Annotated in this window: 16 protein-coding genes; 5 read left to right on the plus strand and 11 right to left on the minus strand. The window is 56.2% G+C overall.

Going from position 1 to position 20,293, the window contains the following annotated elements; all coding sequences use genetic code 11:
- Positions 1–331: 331 nt before the first annotated feature.
- From AC0L3N_RS04120 to AC0L3N_RS04130, 3 genes are all read left to right on the plus strand, one after another.
- Positions 332–1,114 carry an FkbM family methyltransferase gene (locus tag AC0L3N_RS04120; protein WP_473545801.1) on the plus strand — a complete coding sequence of 261 codons (783 nt, stop codon included), beginning with the start codon at positions 332–334 and terminating at the stop codon, positions 1,112–1,114.
- A gap of 358 nt (positions 1,115–1,472) precedes the next feature.
- A complete protein-coding gene (locus AC0L3N_RS04125) occupies positions 1,473–1,688 on the plus strand; it encodes an exopolysaccharide production repressor protein (protein WP_473545803.1) in 216 nt (71 codons plus the stop codon).
- Positions 1,689–2,267: 579 nt separating this feature from the next.
- A complete protein-coding gene (locus tag AC0L3N_RS04130) occupies positions 2,268–4,136 on the plus strand; it encodes a Wzz/FepE/Etk N-terminal domain-containing protein (RefSeq protein ID WP_473545805.1) in 1,869 nt (622 codons plus the stop codon).
- Positions 4,137–4,407: 271 nt separating this feature from the next.
- On the opposite strand, the gene AC0L3N_RS04135 is transcribed toward AC0L3N_RS04130, so the two are convergent.
- From AC0L3N_RS04135 to AC0L3N_RS04155, 5 genes are all read right to left on the minus strand, one after another.
- The gene (locus AC0L3N_RS04135; protein WP_473545807.1) at positions 4,408–5,511 is read right to left on the minus strand and encodes a glycosyltransferase; all 1,104 of its coding nucleotides are present in this window, start codon (positions 5,509–5,511) and stop codon (positions 4,408–4,410) included.
- Between the two features lie 34 nt (positions 5,512–5,545).
- The gene (locus tag AC0L3N_RS04140) at positions 5,546–6,529 is read right to left on the minus strand and encodes a glycosyltransferase family 2 protein (protein ID WP_473545809.1); all 984 of its coding nucleotides are present in this window, start codon (positions 6,527–6,529) and stop codon (positions 5,546–5,548) included.
- On the minus strand, positions 6,526–7,806 hold the full coding sequence (locus tag AC0L3N_RS04145) for an O-antigen ligase family protein (RefSeq protein ID WP_473545811.1): 1,281 nt from the start codon (positions 7,804–7,806) through the stop codon (positions 6,526–6,528). Before AC0L3N_RS04145 ends, AC0L3N_RS04140 begins: the two co-directional genes overlap by 4 nt.
- A gap of 642 nt (positions 7,807–8,448) precedes the next feature.
- Complete coding sequence (locus AC0L3N_RS04150; protein ID WP_473545813.1) at positions 8,449–9,150, minus strand: class I SAM-dependent methyltransferase; 702 nt, start codon at positions 9,148–9,150, stop codon at positions 8,449–8,451.
- A 106-nt stretch (positions 9,151–9,256) separates the two neighbouring features.
- The gene (locus AC0L3N_RS04155; protein ID WP_473545815.1) at positions 9,257–11,314 is read right to left on the minus strand and encodes a hypothetical protein; all 2,058 of its coding nucleotides are present in this window, start codon (positions 11,312–11,314) and stop codon (positions 9,257–9,259) included.
- Positions 11,315–11,483: 169 nt separating this feature from the next.
- On the opposite strand from AC0L3N_RS04155, the gene AC0L3N_RS04160 reads away from it, so the two are divergent.
- On the plus strand, positions 11,484–12,152 hold the full coding sequence (locus AC0L3N_RS04160) for a hypothetical protein (protein ID WP_473545817.1): 669 nt from the start codon (positions 11,484–11,486) through the stop codon (positions 12,150–12,152).
- A 282-nt stretch (positions 12,153–12,434) separates the two neighbouring features.
- Here the strand turns inward: AC0L3N_RS04160 and AC0L3N_RS04165 are convergent, their stop codons facing one another.
- Positions 12,435–13,460, minus strand: a complete 1,026-nt coding sequence (locus AC0L3N_RS04165) for a hypothetical protein (RefSeq protein ID WP_473545819.1) — start codon at positions 13,458–13,460, stop codon at positions 12,435–12,437.
- The gene (locus tag AC0L3N_RS04170) at positions 13,453–14,781 is read right to left on the minus strand and encodes an FAD-dependent oxidoreductase (protein WP_473545820.1); all 1,329 of its coding nucleotides are present in this window, start codon (positions 14,779–14,781) and stop codon (positions 13,453–13,455) included. The genes AC0L3N_RS04165 and AC0L3N_RS04170 overlap by 8 nt, the downstream gene beginning before the upstream one ends.
- A 416-nt stretch (positions 14,782–15,197) precedes the next feature.
- On the opposite strand from AC0L3N_RS04170, the gene AC0L3N_RS04175 reads away from it, so the two are divergent.
- A complete protein-coding gene (locus tag AC0L3N_RS04175; RefSeq protein WP_473545822.1) occupies positions 15,198–15,839 on the plus strand; it encodes a sulfotransferase in 642 nt (213 codons plus the stop codon).
- A gap of 20 nt (positions 15,840–15,859) precedes the next feature.
- Here AC0L3N_RS04175 and AC0L3N_RS04180 read toward each other — a convergent pair whose 3' ends face one another.
- From AC0L3N_RS04180 to AC0L3N_RS04195, 4 genes are all read right to left on the minus strand, one after another.
- A complete protein-coding gene (locus AC0L3N_RS04180; protein WP_473545824.1) occupies positions 15,860–17,386 on the minus strand; it encodes a lipopolysaccharide biosynthesis protein in 1,527 nt (508 codons plus the stop codon).
- A gap of 85 nt (positions 17,387–17,471) precedes the next feature.
- Complete coding sequence (locus tag AC0L3N_RS04185; protein WP_473545825.1) at positions 17,472–18,623, minus strand: glycosyltransferase family protein; 1,152 nt, start codon at positions 18,621–18,623, stop codon at positions 17,472–17,474.
- 149 nt (positions 18,624–18,772) lie between these two features.
- The gene (locus AC0L3N_RS04190) at positions 18,773–20,074 is read right to left on the minus strand and encodes a hypothetical protein (protein WP_473545827.1); all 1,302 of its coding nucleotides are present in this window, start codon (positions 20,072–20,074) and stop codon (positions 18,773–18,775) included.
- Between the two features lie 4 nt (positions 20,075–20,078).
- Positions 20,079–20,293, minus strand: a 215-nt coding sequence (locus AC0L3N_RS04195) for a hypothetical protein (protein WP_473545829.1), incomplete at its 5' end; no start/stop codon positions are given.

Genomic DNA, 20,293 nt, shown 5'->3' on the forward strand with positions numbered 1-20,293 from the left:
CAGCGCGAACGCTTCCCGCTTTGCAGTTAATTCGCTCATGTGGGGAGATTTTACTTTGTTATGATTGTCGTGCTGCTAATTGGGGGACGCAGATGACAAACCTAAAATTTCATCCGCCGAGGCGAAGTTGCGCCATTTGCGCGACGTGATGAACAACCTATCCCGTATTTCGCGGTCGGAGGTCGAGCGGATATCAGGCGGACGGGTCATGCTAATGATGGTTTCGTCAACACCCTAATGCTACTCTCCTTCGGAAGGGTGGTTTAGGCAGAGCGCGGCCAACTATTATCTTAGTATCTTGCTTTGCACGTCATCTCCTTAGGAGGGCAACGTGGACCGCGACTTGGTTTATGACGTCGGTATGCATAATGGCGATGATACGGCATTCTATGTGAGCCAAGGCTATCGTGTGGTGGCGATTGAGGCAGACCCTGCGCAAGCGGAAGCAGGGCGAAAACGGTTTGCTGCTGAGATCGAGAAGGGCCAAGTTCACGTCGTTGAGGCTGCGATTGGGCCAAGTCACGGACAAGCCTCATTTTGGATCGGTAGCAATCCCGAGTTCAACTCGTTCGATAGGCAAAATGCGGAGATGTGCAACAACACTTCTCATGAGATCCAGGTCACTTGCCGACCGATGAACGACATCTTGGCCGAGTTTGGAACACCCTATTACCTCAAGGTTGATATCGAGACTGCAGATCATTTCTGCTTGGAGGCACTTGACCCAAACGATCTCCCTCAATTCGTCTCGTTTGAGAAGAGCCGTTTGGAGGATCTGTTCTTTATGCACAATCTCGGCTATTCGCGTTTCAAACTGATTGCGCAGGAGGATTTTCGGCAGCTAAGTTATAGCCCCGATCAGGCCAACAAATGGTCACGAAATCTAAGACGATTGCGAAGTCGTGTTCGACGTATGCTGGGTCGCCGTGCACCAGAGAATGTTGCAAAGAAACATTCTGCCTACGGCTCCTCGGGTCCATTCGGTGATGAGACTGATGGCCCGTGGCGGCAAATGAAGGAAGTTGCATTTACGTGGCTTGCCTTTGATCTTGGCCACACCGGTGATCCTGACCCTGTCTGGCATGACTGGTTTGATGTGCATTGCGCACGCTAACAAGGTATGGCCCCGAAGGGGAAAGCCATCCGTATGAAATAGCCCCCGAATGAACCGGACACGATCTCCATCTTGATAAGGGATAGGAGTAATGTCGTGTCTATGACTGGTAGCATTCCGAAGATTGAGATCCTGAACGGCCACGAGCGACGGCGGCGGTGGTCGACGGCCGAGAAGCTGTGGATGGTCGAACGGGAGTTGGTCGCCTGGAAGCAAGCGTCCTGGCACAGGTGGGGGCGTCTTTATTCGCATCTGCTAATATATTGGTCGCTCTGACCCGTTCCGGTATGTTATGATGGTTAACGCGCTGAGGCCCGGAAGCCGAGGAGCGCGTCACGCGGCTGCGAGTGGGACGGCGATGTCCTTTTTGCCTTTTTTGCGAGGCCTTATCATAGTACTGTTGGCATTCGCCATCAGTACATATTTGCTCACCGCCTCCCTCTGGAGCACGTTTGTCCAAACGTTAATTTGTGGGATCTTGATACAGATCGGGTACTTTGTTGCTGTCATGCTGCTAGTGTGGCGCTCGGTCTCCAAAAAATCGGTGACTCCGAAATCACACATCGCGCGATGAGCCGAAAGGGAGCAACTGCCGAGCCACTTAGTAAGTGAGGCGGGCCCCCTCCGCCTTTATAGGCTGCTAGAGCAGGACGATCACCAAGATGACACCCCACACTACGAAACAAAATGTGACTGCAGCCTGTCTTATTCTGGCATCGGAGAGGATTTCCGCGAGGCGCCAGATGCGCGCAGGATACTTGCGGTGATCGTTATCGCGCGTCTGTGATCGACGAGCCATTCCAATCGACCTCCCTGTTTCCCGCAGGACAGGCTCAACCTGAGCCCGGAATCTCTTGCTCAGATGTTTTGCCATCTGGCAATACGACTCAATTTCTTCCTTCAATTGAAGCTTACGACATGCAGCGGAATTGCGGCAGTCGGAGCATGGGCCGCGTGAGGTTTCGTTTATTGCATCGAGGTTAGGAGTTGCGCCTTTAGCGAAGAGCGGGCTGATGCCCGCCCGAGCGGTGTGCCTGGGTGTGCCTGGGCTCCGCGGTCGTCGATACTGAATCTGCAGACATTTAGCCAGATGATGTGGTATGGTGTTTGTCACTAATGCGCTGCCAGTCTCATGCCACGGGTTTGAAGGCTTATGCTCCGCGAAGTTGAAAAGCACCCGGATTCTGCCTTCACATTCGGCGATCCTCAGTGGGGAACGATTGATCTCGAAACACTCGTGGCGGCAGCGCGACGGCAGTTGAGGTTCGTCCTTACATGCGCGCTCGCAGGACTTGTGCTGGGGCTGGCGTATCTCTGGGTCGAGGTGCCCTTGTACGAGTCGACGGCCAGAATCCTGATCGACAAGAACCAGCCATCCATCGTAACGCAGTTAACAGAGAGCGGAAGCTCCGCACAGCTTGACCCGATGATGCTGAGTCAGGTCGAATTGTTGCTTTCCGACCGCATCGGGCTAAAGGTCGTTGACAGCCTCGGTCTTGCTACCGATCGCTCTTTCTTGTCGGCGCCATATTCATTGCTCAACAGTCTCACGGGATCGGTCGCTCGGTGGCCATTCATCGGCAGTTCCGAAGCAAGCGGAGCGCCGGTGAATTCGAGTGCCGCGCGAGGACCCGATCCTCGATGGCAGGCATTTGGCATTCTGGCTGAGAATATAACGGTAGCTCGTGTAGGGCTTTCTTACATTCTGGAAGTCCAATTTCGGTCGCCTAGCGCCGAAATGGCGCAAAAAATAGCCAGTAAGTATGCAGAAATCTATATTTCTGACCAAGTCGGAGCCAAAGACGAGTCGATTATCCGAGCTCGCGGCGCACTGGCGGAAGAGCTCGAGACGGTGCGGAAGCGATCGGTCGATGCCGAGCTCGCAATCCACAGGTTCCGAACAGACAATACGCTGACCAAGGAAACGCTGGTTACCTTGCGCCAGCTCGAACTTGAGGCGTCCTCTCTCAAGTCGCAATATGAACAGGTCCTGCAGCAGTACCAAGCGAGCCTGCAGAACCTTTCGATGGCGTTGACGGAGGCGCGGACTATCTCGGAGGCACCAACCCCCAGCAGACCGAGTTCTCCGAACAGCAGTCTTACGTTGGCGTTCTGCGTCGTACTCGCCGGCATGGTTGGCGCCGGTGTGGGCGGAATTCGGGAGTACCGGGAGCGCTTTTTCCGCACTATGGCTCAAGTGCGCGATGAGCTCGGACTTCAGACGCTCGGAATGATCCCTTTGCTGGACGGGAAGCCAATTCGCCGAAACAAGCACGATCGTGCGGCCGGAGAGCCGTCATTCATCGAGGTGGGGAACAGCGCTTTCAACTGGGTAGAGCAACATCCGCGCTCGGAATTCGCTGAAGCGATGCGAACTGTGAAAGTCGCTGTTGACGTCGAGTTACCAAGGAAGAGCACCAAGGCGCTCGGCATCGTTTCTTGCCTCCCGGGAGAAGGGAAGTCTCTGGTCGCTGCTAATTTAGCGATGGTTCTTGCTATGCAGCGTTGTAAGACGTTGTTGATCGATGCCGATATCCACAATCCGGGCTTGTCCCCTATGTTAGCCAACGGCTGGGAACGAGGCCTGGCCAACTTGTTGGCTGGAGAACTCAATCCGAGAGATTTGCTGGCCCATCAGTCATTGCCATTGAGGTTCCTGCCCGGCGTGAACCAGAGCCAACAAAAGCTCGCAAACACCGTGCAGCCTATCGAGAAAATGGGCGACTTTCTGCTCAAGGTGGGCCCTATGTTCAATTACGTCGTCGTTGATTTGCCCCCGTTGGCTCCGGTCGCGGACGTGAGGTCCTTTGTCCAGCACCTCGACGGCCTTGTTCTGGTTGTTGAATGGGGTGTGACCGCTCGTACATTCGTGCGCGAAATCCTCAACAACAACCCGATCCTGGCGGACAAATGCATCGGCGTTCTGCTCAACAAGGTCGATATCACAAGAATCAAGCGGTACCAAAAGTTCGGCAGCGCCGAATTTTACAGTGAACGTTATCATCAGTATTACCAGGCCTAGTGTGGAGCAGGCATTGTTTTGTCTTGAGCAGATAGCCCAAGGAGGCTTTGACGAACAAACTCCGTCCGGGCTTATCCGCGCGAGACGCAGGAGATGGTGTTCGTCGGCAAGGACCGGCGATACATCGTCGCTTCCTCCAGCCGGTGGGCTGCGCGCTGGCATCGGACTGGGAAAAGGGCCAGGTCGAGAACCATGTCGGACAGGTGGGATGCCGAGCAGTCGGAATTCACGATCGGCCCGGCTATCCTGGTCGCCAGTGCTTTGCCGGTCCTTACATTCCGCCACCCAACACCGCCGTAGCGCGGACACGGAAAGCATCCTGCGAATAGGCCTCCAGCATATCGTGTCGTGCCTGTATTCCGATCTCTTTGCGAAGCGTTTCATCGCCCGCGAGCACCAACACTTGGGTCACCGCCATCTCCGCTGAGGGCACAGTAAGCTTCAGCATATTCTCTCCATGCTTGCCGTAATCCCGAATACCGCCGACGTCGGTCGCGACAATCGGAAGGCCGGCAAGCATCGCCTCGGCGACGACGATGCAGAACCCTTCAGTATCGGACAAATTGATGAACATGTCACGATCACAGGCCAGCTCGAACCAGCGTGCGACATATCCATGGAAATGCACGCGATCTCGAATGCCGAGCTCATCCGCCTTGCGCGAAAGCGCCTGCCGTTCCGGCCCATCGCCGTAAAGATCGAGGCTTGCAGAAACGCCGCGGTCTTGGAGCATTCGGATGGCCTCGATCAGGCGGTCAAAGTTCTTTCGCGCCGTAAGGCGTCCGGCTGCAGCAAGGCGCAAGGGTGTGTGAAGCGCGTAGTCGCGCTTGTGGGAGGAAGCCCCATCGGCACGAAACAGAGGCACCACATGCGACCGGCGCCTGCGGGGCAGGAAGTATGCTTGTGTCTCCCGGAGCGTATTTTCGCAATCAGCCCAGATTTCGTCGACACGCCAGGACAGCGCCTTGAGCACAGGGCCATAAACGCCTTCGGCACGCCGGGAGCGGTAACGGGCGATGTGCTCGAATGAAACGCAGCGAAGCCGAGGAGCGAACATCGCAGCGAATCGTCCCAGGAGATTGGCCTGCTTGAGCGACAACACAACCATATCCGGCCGCCACTCCCGGATGAGGCGCAACATTACAAAGAACGCGCTCACGAAGATGCGCAAGGAAGGCTCTTCGCTCTGCGACGTCAGGATAAGATTGTGCCCTCCGATCTTTGCGGCGATTTCATCGGCAAGAGCCCCGCGACCACGGCAACAGGCTAGAATCTTCAGCTCATGCCCGCTGAAAAATCCTGCTTGCAGCAAGGTCAGCAGCCCGTGCTCGGCACCACCGGGGTCGAAGCCGTTGATGAAGTAAAGAATTCGCATGTGATACGGAAGCGTTCCCGATTACCTTGTGCCTCTAGCGCTGAGCGCCCCGATATTCGTCAATGCCGCTCCCTTTGCGCAGGGCGCGGTAGAACAACAGCTTGGCTGCGCGGCGCACCTGGGGCTCCACCCCCCTCGGCAGGACGCAAAGAAGGATGTAAACGTAGACGCGCCAGGACAATGGATCGTGCCACATCGCGCGAATGAGCAAGCGCGCTCCGCGTTTCTTTTCGCCTTGAGCCACGCAATCATTGCCCGCCTTGGCGTACAAACGCGCGTTGCGCCGACGTGCGAGGTGCGTAAGTTCCGGCCGTCGCATGACCCATTCTCGCGTGAGGCGTTCGGCTACCGGCAGAAGCGCGTCGAGTCTGCGGGTTATGTTCGAGCCATGGCGCCGTTTATAGACGAGTGCTTCGGCCACATGTTGAAATGTCCAACGCTCGGCTGCGCGCATACAAAACTCTGTATCCTCTCCAGCCCTGAATGCCTCGTCGAATAACCCGATATCTTCGACCATCTCCCGCCGCATAACCATACTGGAAGGAACAATCGGCCCATCAAGCAGAAAATATGTCGGCAACGTATCGCATTGGTCCGCGCGATAGCGGCGCACGGAGACGTGTAGAGCATCGGACAGATCCGGTGCGGAAAAATCGACAAGATCACCATAGACAAGACCTGCCTTGCAGCCATTGCCCAAGACGGCTAATTGACGCTCAAGCTTGTCCTCGGCCCAGAAGTCATCGCCGTCGAGAATTGCAATAAGATCGCCGGCAGCATGTCTGATGGCAAGATTCCTCGCCGATGAAAGCCCGATACCCGCCGTCGTCAGGACATGTATGCGCGGCTCCCTGCGACCCAGCGATGCAATCACTTCCGACGAGCCGTCCATCGAGCCATCATTGACAATGATGATCTCTTTGATGTCGCTCGACGCGGTCTGATTAATCACGCTTTCCACTGCCTGCACGATGAAGCGTTCTTCATTGTGGCATGTCATGATAACTGAAACACTCATCTCGTGTTTCCTGGCAAGGGGCTCCCGAGGAATCGGGGATGTCTCATGCTCCCGGGGTGGCTCCTCCGCGTCCTGCGCAATGATAGACAAAGCCCGTGCCGCGTCAATTCAGGCAGGAGCGAGACAAGACTCAGCGTGACGAAAGCTCGTGTGCCGGAGGCTTCTGTTCCAACGTAAAGGGCGCAGGGTACAAGAAGCACGAGGGGCAGAAGCCGTGCCTGGGCCGCTCCGATCAATCCGTGAGAAAGGGCCCAGCTTAGAGTACGGCTTAAGCGAAACCACGCAGCAATCCATATGAGAATATAGAGGCTGAGCCCAATGATGCCGTTCTCGGTGAGGATGCGTTGAAACTCGCCATGTATCCCCAGCCGCAACTCGCCAGGAAGTCCGCTGAAATCCGTATCGATAATATTCTTGAATTGGTTCGTACCCACGCCCATCAGTGGATGTTCGGAGATGAGTTGTCTGGACAGAGTGAAAGCAAACGCGCGCTGGACATTGCTCGGCGTGTCACCAGGGGCATATTTCCCCGTCGCGACCAGATATTCGTATTGCCCCATGCTCAGCGGATCGAGAATGGTCTGCATTTGCTTCTCGACATAGGCGTTATCCATCGTGGTCGATAACATGAAAAGACCCACGAAGCCGGCGGCGATCGCCGGTACCATTGCAGCGAGCCGTCCGCGCATCAGAAGCGCAGCGGTCAGAAAGAGACAGATCAAAAACGCCTTGCGTTCCCCGGATAGCAGGAGCAGGGGAAGTATCCCTGCCCATGCAAACCAAAGGCCGCGTCGCTTGGCCCGTTTGGCGAAGAGGAGGAGCCCCGCGAGCGCAATCGGAAGGAAGGTGAATACGAGCCTTGGGTCGGCCAAGTGCTTCCAGCCGACCGAGTAGCCATGAGCCACATGCCAGGAGATCGTATAGGCGAGAATCAGCACCATGCCGAAAAGCAAGATGTTGACGGCCTTCTGCGTCTCGAGCCATCTAGCCTCCTGTGCGATGGCGAACGCAAAGGCGCCCACAGTGGACATCTGCAACAGCTCGCGCAGGCCGTTCTTCGCGTCCACGCTGAAGGCCGAGACCAAGTGCCAGCCGAAGAAGGGCAGGAGCAGCAGAAAACCGACTGAAAAAGCCAAATTTCGCCAACGCCCCGTCGCCAGGCCAATGATGAGCGCCAGCAATACGATCAGCTCGAACGGACGCAGCAATACAAGACCCGTCCCGAGCCTGATTGGCAGGAAGAGGCTCAGTATCGCGAATGTGAGGAGATAACGCATCACAGCCCCCTCGCGGCGCGATATTCTTTTAGCATGTTCTCTTTCCCGGAAACAGAACTTGTTGGATGTATCAATGCCAGCCAGCGGAGAAACACTTCACCCTGCTCCAGCCGACGACCCCATCGTTCCGCCCGCTGTGGCAATCGCATATCGAAGAGGTTTCCGCCTGTTGGGAAAGCTCACCCTCCTCGGCTGCGGGGAGGCTTACTGGTGGCAGAACTCATCAGCAGTCCGACGAGAGTGGTGACGCATCCCGACGGCGTGCGGTCGATGCGGCCTAGCCGACGGTCTCGCTCTCCGGTGTCCAGGCTTCTGGCTGGTTGAGCACAGAGACCGCGCGAACATGGCAGCGAATTTTATGCCCGGTATCCCGCGAACTGAGCTCATAGCTTGTGCCGGTTTCGTCCACGATCGGAACGCCGTCGCGATACCAGAGACACTCTATTGCGACGCAATCACGTTCGATACGACAGTCAGTTCTTGGACTGGTGAAGCCTCGCCCGAGAAGACCGGCAATGCGCTGAATTTCGGCGGGACATCAAGGGGGATGGGTCCGCGCAGGACTCAGTGCACTCCATTCAGTCCGCAGAACCCTTTGAGAAAAGCAAGGGACATATCCGTGGCGGTGGTTCCAATCTCACCTCAGATACGATCGCTCGTGCTCATCGCCCGGAAGCACATAAAAGCCTGAGAGTTTAGGGCCGGGCCCAAGCCCGGAAATGGAGAATATCCGATCGAGATCGGGGCGAAGCGGCAGGCGAGTCTCTGTCGAAGCACCCTGTAGTCAAACCCCTTGTGATCGAGATAGGCGCCGGACTTGCTCCGTGGGACCTGTTGCCAGAGAATTGCCGCACGGAATAGCTCCCAGGCGCTGTATCGCCATCGCGACTTGTTTATGAAAACGGCGTTGGGGTACTTGAGCAAGAGAATAGGCCCAATCATGATGGGCACGGAGATGATCAGAACTCCACCAGCCCGAAGAGAGCGCTCACAGAACAAGATGAACTCCTCTAATACGTGGTCGTCGACATGCTCGAGGGTTTCAAAGGCCAGCACCGCGTCTAGTACCTCATCAGGTATCTCTCCCAGGCTCCCTACCGGCGTGAACGATGGGGCTTTTGGCGTCACATAGGGATCATAGCCGTAAAGCGGTCCTGTCCAGCCCCCGCCGGCCAGCGTGTTAAGAAAGTCGCCATTGTTGGATCCGTAGTCGAGGATAGCGCTGCTTGGAGAGAGATGTTGCTTCACAAGTCGGATACCCCTTTCATGCCGGCTTCTCTGCGCAAACCGTGCGGCCGGGTTGGGGCTATTCACCGTCAAGCGATCATAGGCGGACGGACTCATATGTTTCTCCCGGGGGCGAAAAGGAACTAAGAGGAGACCCTGCCGCCTGTCCTTTTTGCTCGGGCAGATGATGCCATAGTCAAGCCGCGAAAGCTCATTTGCACGATTACCTCTCTACGACGTCCGCTTCGGCTGTCCAGGCTTCCGGCTGATCAAGCAAAGAGAGCGCACGCACTTGGCACCGGATCCTGTGCCCAGCATCCCTTGCATTGAGCTTGTATGTTGCAGCAGTTTCACCGATGATGGGAACTCCGTCACGATACCAAAGGTACTCCAGATGCGACGCTGGCACATTCGGCTGTACGCTCAGCGTGCTTCCGATTGAGGCAGAGCTGGAAAGCTCTGGCAATCGCGCGAAGCCTGCAGGCACCTCCGCAAGGTCCGACTCCTTCTGACGGACCCGAATATAGTCTATGGCCATGTCGTAAGTTTCGGATGGATCCGGCAAGACTCCGCCCCTGGATCGAAAGCCCAAATCGACCATGATGTATTTTTGCGCGGCAAGCTCCGGCGTCGTCGGGCAACGTGCCACTTCATAGCCATCAATCACGAAGTATGTGTAATTATCTTCGATCTGGGCGTACCACGTATGAAACTCGCCGTCATATATGTCTATCGCGCTGGGGAAGCCGTTTGATTGGTCGATCGGGTAGCCGGCGATCTTCCTGCGCACGTCAGCGGCGGCGATTTGGGGATCGAGATAGGCAAGCGCCGGCTTATGCACATGCTGGCTGATATTGATCCACGTTCCGTCCTTCCCCCCATATTCCCAAAAGTCAGTTTCCAGACGATTCCGCGTCCGCCAAAACAGGTGCTCCTTGCCATAGGCCCAGAAGGCAGGAAAGAAGCCCGGGCGCGGCGCGGAAAGCTTGGGGAACTTGGCGCGGATCTCGAATATTCCTTTTCCCCACCACCGACCTTGGCCGTTGTTGTTGACCGAAGAAAACGCTCCGGTCCTCCAAACCTTGTTGTGAACGAGACGGAGCGACAGCGTGTGGCTCTCGGCATCGTGAATGTATGAAGACGGCGTCCCGGAAATCCGCTGTGCCTTCGCATCCGCGCCGATATTGGTGAGGTGCGTCGGCGCGAACCAGCCGCTGCTCTGTGCGCCTGTCAGATCGTCGACAATGGTGTTGGTTTCGAAATCGTCGAAGAACACCGTCGTATAGCCGCCGATGTCGGGCGCCGCCTGACCGCGATGGGCTTGATTCGTCCTTTTACCAACCGCCGCCCAGCTTGCCCAGGCCTGCGAATCGAAGGCATAGCGCGCGGGATTGTCGCTGGCATCCACCGCCGAAGGCGGGCTCTTTCTATAGGGATGATCGTCGGGCAGGGCGGATTGCCGGCCGACGCGCCACATGCCCCATCCCATCAGCTTCTCGATCTGCGCATCATTGAGTTCGCTTTGTCCGATGATGGCGCAATCGATCGCGACATCGGCCCTCATCGGATTGTTCACATCGCCCATGAAGCTCTGCGATTTCATCCGGTTGGGTGCCAATGCATAAATCGCCTGGCCGGCCGTCTTGACCCCATTCACCACAGCCTGCATCACGAATCCGCGGCGGTACCCGACCATGACATTCCAGTCGTCAAAATCCGTCGAGCATTGCCCTTCCTCGCTCTTATTCTTGCCGTCATGGAGCTGCGAAACGAATGTGCCTGCCGAGGGCTTGAAACAGACCCGCGGCTGGCGATACACCGGGCCACCCTCCGCCCCATTGACGCAAAGAACGGAAACGTTTTTCGCGTCGGCGTTGACTGCCGAATTGCACCGGGCGATCACGAGCCACCACCGGTGGAGATAGGGGGCATCCTTATCGACTGGCCAGGTCAACGCCTGTTTCGTGTCCTTCTTGAAGAGGACGCCGCCGCTATTCGGAAGCTTTGTTGGGCGCAGGGAGGGCTCGGCTTGCACCGCAGCCACCGGCTTCACGCCGCCGGATTGCCACGAGGAGACTTCGCCTTCGGCCAGATCTTCCTGAAACCAGGATTTCACAATCATTTCTGGGAACAGACCAGGATGCCATGAGTGACCTTTCGGCTGCGCGCCTTGCGCCGGACCGGCGGCGCGCGCATCCCGTCCTGGGCGACCGGCGGCCGCCAGCACAAGGGCGGCGCATGCGGCCCGCGCCAGGTCCCGGCGAGAAAGGCGGTTGGTCATTGTCGTGTGCCAATAATTGCTGGTTTCGGGATGAGACTCCGCATGGACACCCGTTACTTACTATCGCGCTTCTCCTCACAAGCTCCGCAGCATATCATAGGTTCCAGTTTAGCCTTTCAACGAGAGCCAGGGAAGTGGGTCGCGCCTGATGCGATAACGGAGAAAGCAGATGCAGACCGCTGACAGGATCGGTGCTTCGCCTCCCACCAGGCCGGGCAAAGCTCTTCCGCCCAATGCGCTTCTATTGAATTGCTTTGGCCGAGGTGGGTCAAACTTTGTCTGGAATATCATCGGCAGCTCGCCGGATGTGTTGATGCCATACCGCGAATGGCATGAGGGAGTGTTCGGACGCTTCTACAAGCTGCGCAAGGCTGCGTGCCATATTGGCGGGGCCGTCAACTGGGCATCTGTTCCCGTCTTTTGGCGTCATATGCGCGCAGCGACTGCCGAGACCGTCCGCCCCGGGGAGCGCAACGAAAAGTCCCAAGCACGCTACGTCGTTTTGAAGGTGATGGATTACTACATCGCATTCGACGACGCGATTGCGCGCGGCTTTGCGGAAGCGCGGAACCTTGTGCTTACGCGGCATCTGCTGCCGATGTGCGAAGGGCTGATCCGCAGCGGTCTCAGCGAGGCGCGCGCGATGAAATGGTACAATGATGTGACTAGCCTAATGTTCAAAGCCTCGAAGAAGCGTGATGCGCTATCGCTTCGATTCGAGGACTTGATCCGATCACCGGAGGCCTTGTCAAAAGCCTTTACGACGCGCTCGGCACAGCGGCAGCGGAGGACGGAAGGATCCGGTTTAAGGTTAAGTCATTTGGGACGGAGCGGATGACGAACACAGACGCCGCAATTGGCGAAAAGCTGCGGATCAGGTTGGATGAAGCACCCGATCACATCGCACCAGACGTCAACACCCGAGCGCTTGCCCGCCTCGATCATTCAGAGCGACAGCGGATTTGGACTGGCACCCGCGCAACGCGGAATTGTCCGATTACGGAGGTGACAATTTCTGAGTTTGCGCGGTTCGATGACCGGCAAAGATACGTCGAACGCATCGTGTCCGCAATCGAGGACGATCACACGCGGCTCACGACTTCGAAGTCGTGGTTCACCGTTACTCTGAGGCATGCTGAAGATATGACATCGGTGGACGATGATCGCCTCGATACGGTGCAGGAAATGCGCAGGCAAAACGCACCCTTGCCTCGAGACGCGCCGCGACGGCGTCGCGCACGGAATCCGAATATGCATAAGCCGCTGGCTGTCCTGCCAAGGCGGACCCAAGCACATCCATCAATCCTGCAATTTTGTCGAGGTCGTGCGCTGCGCGTCTATCGGTCCTACCGTGGAATCCTGCGGCCACTTCGGCCGGAATCATAACCTCGCGCAGGCAGTGCGCGCCAAGAAAGTAGCGGAGTCGCACGCCATCCAGAACGCGGGACACCACTTCCGGGTGGAACATGGCCTCGGTGGCTGAGCGGAGTTCGAAGAAATCCTCAATGAGTTGGCCATTGGCCCAGCATGATATTTTTGCGCACATTTCTTGTTTGGGCTTAACCAGGACACAGCGTGCCTGCGCGCCCAAAGCCAAGTCCGTGGTAACGTTTCGTCGGCGAATGACAAGGCGTATCCGTCTGCGGCGGCCGATCGCCGCGACCGTGCGTGCCACAGAGAAAAAATGCGTGGGGATACCAACATGCTCGAAGCGCAGATGGTAGTCATCCACCGCCTTGCGACAAAGCCCGAATATCGGCTGTAAATTGGGCATAAACGGCCAATCCTCCAGCGAATACAGATTTGAACTCCTTGCAAGGCCTAGCGTGGTAGGAAGTTGGATAAACTTGAAAAAGATCGGCGTATCGCAGAAATGCATTGCGCCGGGAAATAACCTCAGCGCTCGCGTCTGCGTCTCGACGAGATTGTGCTGACAGACACAATTGAGAACAAGGTCATACTGCGGCGCGAGTGCGTTCCAGTCTCTTACCGCGATTCCCTCCAATAGCCCTTCGCCAGCGGTTGCGCTGCGGCGGACAATTGTGATGTCAGAACGCGTGAGCCCGAGGCCGAACAGCGCTGGTGCAATATGATCGCGTACGCGCCGCCCTGCACCGAGGACGAGAACTTTGGGCCCGCTATTCATTACCCGGGCACCATGTTTGAGCCATGCGTTCGGCGAGCGCTACAACGGTCAAAGTAGGATTGGCCGAGCCGGCGAACGGAAAGCCAGAAGAAGACACACAGAAAGCGTTTGCGAGCGTAGGCAACTGCCCATCGGCGTGCAGCTCTGCGCCTAACGGCGACGCTGAAAGCGGCGTGCACCCCGCCGGATGGCTGGCACCGGTCAATGCTACCCAATCTGCTCGCCTCACCGGGCCGAACAAGGCGGAGATCCGAGGCAGAATACGGTCGAGAAAGGCGTCAATATCGCGTCGCGTCGCGCTCGAAATGTGCCAGCGCACCTCTGGTGGATCGTCCAACGAAATTCCGTTGGCCGATTCCGGAAATTGCTCACAATTGATATTCAACTGCAACCAGCGCCCGCATATCCGGCTGCGCAGCGATTGACTACGGCGCGTCTCGCCCCAAACAAAAACCGAGTGGTTGCCAATACCGCTCTCAAGCAGCTCAGCTTCAGGCAGAGCGAAGACATGTATGTCATCGCTGGATTCCAGCATGTAATCGAGATCATCGACATGTCGAGTCGGCATCAATCGGCCGATCGGCCCTTTCGGATGATCCATGTAGCCACCGAGAAATGATTTCGGTGTCTCTGACTTGCGCTCGGACAAGCGGTGAATGAGATAAGGCGAGGCGATGCCGCCCGCCGTGATCACATGGCGAGACGCCGAGATCTCAATACACTCGCCGTCATTCTCGACTTTGGCGAAGGCTCGTTTCACTTCACCCTGTGACAGCTCGAAGTCAAGGCGTTCCACATCCGTGAAAATCTGCAGGTTTGAGTGCGTCTCCAGTCTCGTCCATGCCTGATCGAGCCGCAACACCGGCTGCGGGAGCGCGATGCGCACGAGACGCAAGCCCTCGGCCTCCGCGAGCGCGCGAAACGGAACCATGTTGGCTCGGTCGTCAACGTCGAGCCCAAAGCGGTCGGCGGCTGCACGATAAAAAGGTTCAAGGTCGGTGGCTGTGATCGGCCATGCTCGAGTCGCTTGACGCCGACTAAAGTCGACCGTGTCGAGGCGGCGCCATTTGCCGGCCCAAAGTAAAGACGTGCCACCAAGTCCGAACAAACGAGGCGTGCGATCGCCAGGTCCGTTTTCGCCGCTTCGTCCGCCAGATTGGACCAGTTCCCATGGCGAATGGACCCGCGCGAGTTCCGCAGAGCGGCGCTGATCCGTCCTCGGACCCCGCTCGACGACTATCACGCGTTGACCTTGCTCGAGCGCCGCAGCAGCCAATGTGTAGCCGGCAAACCCCGAGCCATAGATTGCAACGTCAGCCATGGGACCTCTCATCCCGCCTAATGTTCAATCCACCGAGCCCGTGAGACACCGTTTTGACAGGATGACGTGCCCGCCTCGCGCGGTCAATGCCCACCGCCTGAACGTCCGCTCGCTCATTGCCAGAGCTTCTGCAGCCTCAAGCTGCCCCGGATCAAGTCCGGGCCGTCCGGGTTTCCACGCAAAACATCCCTGAGCTTCAACATCCTCAATCCCTGTAGTTGTTCCGTCCGTTGCACTGGTCCTCCCCGAAATCAGGGCCATTCAACCGGACAGATCATGTGTTACCTAGACCGGACACGTCATGTGCTCTCTTTACACGTTTCAGCGGCCAGACCCTTCAGCGGCCAGATTGCGCAGGTCCAAAGGTTCGCCTATATTATCGAGCGCTTCAGGTACAGGTTCTGAGGATAGCTTGAATGACCAACCAGGGCGTGCCCAAGATATTCGGCGTGGGACTTGGTAAGACCGGCACAAAGACCCTTGGGACGGTTCTCAGAGGGCTCGGATTCAATCACGCGCCCTTTCGCCGCGCCCTCGTGAGAGCCTGGCACAAGAAGGAGTACGACAAGATATTCGAAGTCATCGACCAGTACGACAGCTTCGAGGACTGGCCGTACGCGTCAATGTGCTCGATGTTGATCGAGCGATTTCCAGACGCGCGCTTTATCCTGACAAGACGGTCATCGCCGGAACGCTGGCTATCCAGCCTGAAAAAGCACGCACTGACAAGCGTTCCGTTCAAAGACATCCGGAAGCTCGTCTTGGGCCAGACCTATCCCTTTGGGCAGGATGCGCGGCTAATCCAAATTTATACGGAGCACAATGCCCGCGTTCGAAAGATGCTTGTAGGAAAGCCGTTCCTGGAGCTTTGTTGGGAAGAAGGCGACGGTGTTGAAAAGTTGGCCGAGTTTCTCGGCACGGACGTACCCGCGGGCATGTTTCTGCCGAAGGCCAATGCCTCGGCGGACCGCGATCGCACATACGTGCTCGCCAACCGCCTGCTCGCCACCGCATTCGCTCCCGCCGGATGGGCCGATATCTGGCAATTGAAGTTATAAGATGCGACCGCTTTATTCGCTCAGCTTGGCGTCCATTTGATCCAAGCCGTTTTCTTTGATGCTGCGCTCTTGAGCACTTCTACGCCGTATCTCCCGAACAAAAGCGAAGCCCTCATATAGAGCGTAACGAGGGATAACGCGCCTATGACGGAAAGCCCGACGGCCAGCACCTGATAATGCGGCCATCCTTCGAGCAGAACTTTGACCGCTGAGCCTGCTCCGAAGACGAATATGGCGAAAGCAGCCGGTGGACCATGGACAAGCAAGAAATCCCAGAGCGTCACCCCCGTCATCCGGCAACTGACGACAGTATAAAGCACGAAACTTGCTGCCATGGCCGCCGAGACAGCGACCGCCACCGCGTTCACGCCATAAGGCGCCGAGAAGAATGCGAATGAAGCGACAAGGGCCATGTTGATAATTTGCATGGTCGCCATCTGGTAGCTGCGGCCTGTAGCAAGCATCACAGCGCTGCAAACCTTGTAGCCGAGGCGAAAATAGATCGCCGCAGAAAACGCCATGATGGGCACAACGGCGTCCACCCATTTCTGGCCGAGAACCGTCAGGACAAGCTCATTGGCGAACGTGCTCAGGAACGCGCTGAATGGCAAAGCTAGGGCTGCCGTCAAGGCATAGCCCTTGAGCTGAGCGGTGCGAAGCCTCACCTTGTCGTCCTGAACCTTCGACAGAAGCGGGAAGACCACGGTCTTGTTCAGATTTCCGAACAGATTCGCCGGCATTGCGATCAGGTAGAAGGCGCGCGAGTAAATCCCGAGCTCGGCGGTTCCAATCATCCGTGCCACAATGATATTGTCTATGTATCCGGCGATAAAGGTTGAAAGTCCGTTCACCGAGAACCCGAGACTCTGACGCCTAATCTCACGGTAGGCCTTTATGTCGAAACTCGGCCTCACGAGATATGGCCTCGCCACGACAAAATAAGTGCCGGCAAGAAGAAGCGCCTCGGCTATGTACGCTATCACCAAGGCCCAATAGCTCAGCCCGAAATAGGCGAGCGGAATGGCCAAACCGAGATGCGTGACGGTCCAAGCCGCCAGCCTTGCTGTCGAGGATATCTTAAATTTCAGATGCCTTGAGAGAAGGCACTCGGCGATCAGATTGAATGCGTTCGCGACCATCATCACCGCAAGGACGCGCGAAACGAGGACCAATTCGGGCACATGGAGAAAATTGGCGATCTGCCGTGCAAACACCCATTGAAGCAAGCCGAGAATGGTGGCGATTAGCATGGACAAGGAAATGACGGTTCCGATATGCCGCTCTTCGATCTCCCGTCGCTGGACCACCACTTGCGACATGCCAAGATTGGCGATCGAATTTCCTAGGGCACCGACGATCATGGCAGCGCCGACAACACCATATTCTTGGGGCGAAAGCAGGCGAGCGAGGACAGCCGTGACCAGGACATTCAATAAGATTCGGGCCAGCAGCAGGGTGCCCGACCAGGAAAGGCCCCGCGCTGCCCTTCGTGTCAGGTTCTTATGTTCAGTTACTTCGTCCAAGTTGACCTGCTCCAGATTGTCCAATTGGTCTGCGGCGCTTCAGTGCATGCAACCGTGCTCCAATATCATGAGCTATTTTTCCCGCCTGTTCGCACACATTAGCCAAATCTTACATTATCGCGCCCAAAAAATGATCGGCGAATTGCTGCTTTCCTCGCTCCGTCCACTGATCGGCCAAAAACTTCTGTGCATTTTCAGCCAAGCCAATTCGCTTGTCGTCGTCAGCTAACAAGCCAACCGCCTTCTCCTCGAAGTCGGAAAAATCCCATGAAAAAGGCACGTAATATTGATCCGCCAGATAAAAATCTGGATAAGTCGACACATGGGACATGTCCGCCATCAATATTGCGGAACCGCAATATCCCGCCTCATACTCCCGATAGCAAACCTCTCCCCATCCAAAAGCACTGACCGTAATCTTGCTATTTCGCAGGATGTCGTAGAATTCGTTTCGGGGAACGCGGCCAAGCCGCTTGTTGGGACATGAAAGCCGGGCCGTGGCTTCGTTAGCGAGTTTCCTTTGGTACCCGACCGTCCTTAGGTGATATCTCGTCTCGTCGAATAGCGCCGATATATTGATCGATCGCGCTGCAGATGGCGAAGCAAGAACGGGTTGGGGAGAAGGCGCTCTGATACACTGAGAAGTCAGTCCGTCGATCAAATAGCCGGTCATTGTATTCCAGTTTTTGGTTGGCCAATGAAACTCGGCGCCACAGCCCCACCCCAACCTAATTTTTTTGAGCTGGTCCGGGTCTCGTGTGGTGCTGTAGCCATACTCACCCAGATCAAGCTTCTCGGGGTCGTCTTTGACGCCAAGGGTCCTGGCATAGTAATCAGAGAACACGCGTCCCGCATGATATGTATTCATGTACATGGACGGGTCTTTGTAGATCGATTTTTTTAGATAACTATTTACATAAGGCAAGACATCAAATTGCGAGTTTCCTGCACTATCACGTGAATCGAACCATACAAGCTTCGGCACTCTTTTAGAAATGCAATCGCAGAATTCGGCTCTCGTGCGACCAAACCGGCTTGTATCGAGAAGGTAGTCCTGCACGGATCGAGAGCTTATGATCAGTACGTCGCAGTCAAAAATATCGTCATCAAAAGTCTTGTAAAAGCGTATATCCACGGATCGATCGCGAAAAGTCCACTTCGCGTTCGCCACCGGGAACCAACAAGGCCTGAAGATTGCCTCCTTGAGTTTCTTATATGGGTGCCGTTTCAGACACCCCATCTCAAAGATATGAATTCTCATCGGGAGAACCATTGAAAGTATACTTGCATCGCACGAATGCCCGCCTCAAGCTGTCCCTTTTCCGATCACGCCCGGGTTGGCACTGCACTATCCGCGCCTTGCCAAAAAATCTTCATCAAAGCCGGCTGCTGTCGCCTCTCCGGGTTCGTCTATTGAAGTCGGCTTGATGCGACGAGCAGGAGTTTGCGTAGTCCGCTATTGCGCGCGAACTGAAAAACCTTCGCAAGACACGGCAGTTGACTTCGCAACGACAGCGCTGCCTCCTTGAGAAAACGCTCTGCCCGGAAGCCGATTCGGCTTTGGACGGCCTTATACAGAAGCTCAATTTCCCGTTGCTTCTCGGGTGAAATCCCCGGATAGGGCTGCCAAGTGGCTTTGGCTGCTTCGAAATCGAACTGTGGAAAGGGAGGTAGACCGAAGTTCGCTTGTAGGCGGTCTATGCTGGGCTTCAGCTTGGCGAGAAGGTCCGCGCGTTCAACCGGGGAGAGATATTCGTGGTTGTTATTGGGAGTCCTTACCTCTCTGTCTAACAGGGCGTAGGTCTTGTGTTCCAACTTTCTCCGTGAACGATGTATATCTGCATTGCTAAGGCGCTTGTACTCGAGAACATCGCGGCTCAGCCGCTCGTTGGCGCGGAGATGTGGCTGCGCAAACTGCGAAATATCACCTATGCCAAGCGTATGCGCCATAAAATCCTGGAAAAGATTATGTGCTGCAACCTCATAAACGCGCGCAGAGCAAGCAGAGCTCCCGAATACCTCGCGCCAAAGTGACAGATAACGATGATAATCGAGCATATCTCCGTTGAGGTGCAAAAAATCGACGGCACTCCCCGTGAATTGAATGCCTCTCTTTACGTTTTGGTTATATAACGATTCAAGATAATGATCGGGCCTTCTTACATAACACACGATGTGACATTCTACCGAACGAGGAATAGATGAACGTAAGCGGCGAATGAGCTTTCGCTCGTCATCCAGCGGATCAGCGCTGTATTTGTTTTCCGGCATATGCAACAAAAATCGTTCCATGCAATAGAGATTCTCCGAGCTTGCAATGATTATCTTGGCCTTTTTCCGCGTTGCATTCCATAAATGGTTAAGAAAGAACTCGTGGACCAGGTGCACTTGGTCTGGAAATAAGAGGTGAGGGATAACGTTATTCATTTCTGCCTCGCCCGGGGGTGTAGCGTAATACACTCCGTATTCAAGCAGTTTCTTTCTGCTGGTCGACATGAATTGCTGTAGGGCAGTTGTTCCCGTTTTATGGGTGCCAATGTGAAGAATGAGCTTCATACGATTATCGCTCCTAACCCAACGAGCCCGTACAAACAGAGCGAAACGCACTGCAGGCGTGATGACCTCGATGCCATCGCCGGCCAAAGAGCAAATGACGCGTTCCGGCGTCTGCTCTCTCGTAAGATTGAAGTTATCAAGGGTGTTTCTGTCCACGTCATCAGAGAAATACCTCGCGCTGCGACGTGCAACCCCGGATAAGCGTGGCGTAGAGACTCATTTGCCGTGTTGCGACGCTTTCCATGCTGAATCGCGCAGCGATCGTTTGTACTGCGCGCCGCGCCATCTTATCGCGCGCGGCGTGCGCTAGGCCCCGCGCGCGCAGAAGGAGTGCGCAATACAACCCCAGCGAGCGCGCCCAAAAGCCGCTGGGCG

It is taken from the genome of Mesorhizobium sp. WSM4807, assembly GCF_055811615.1.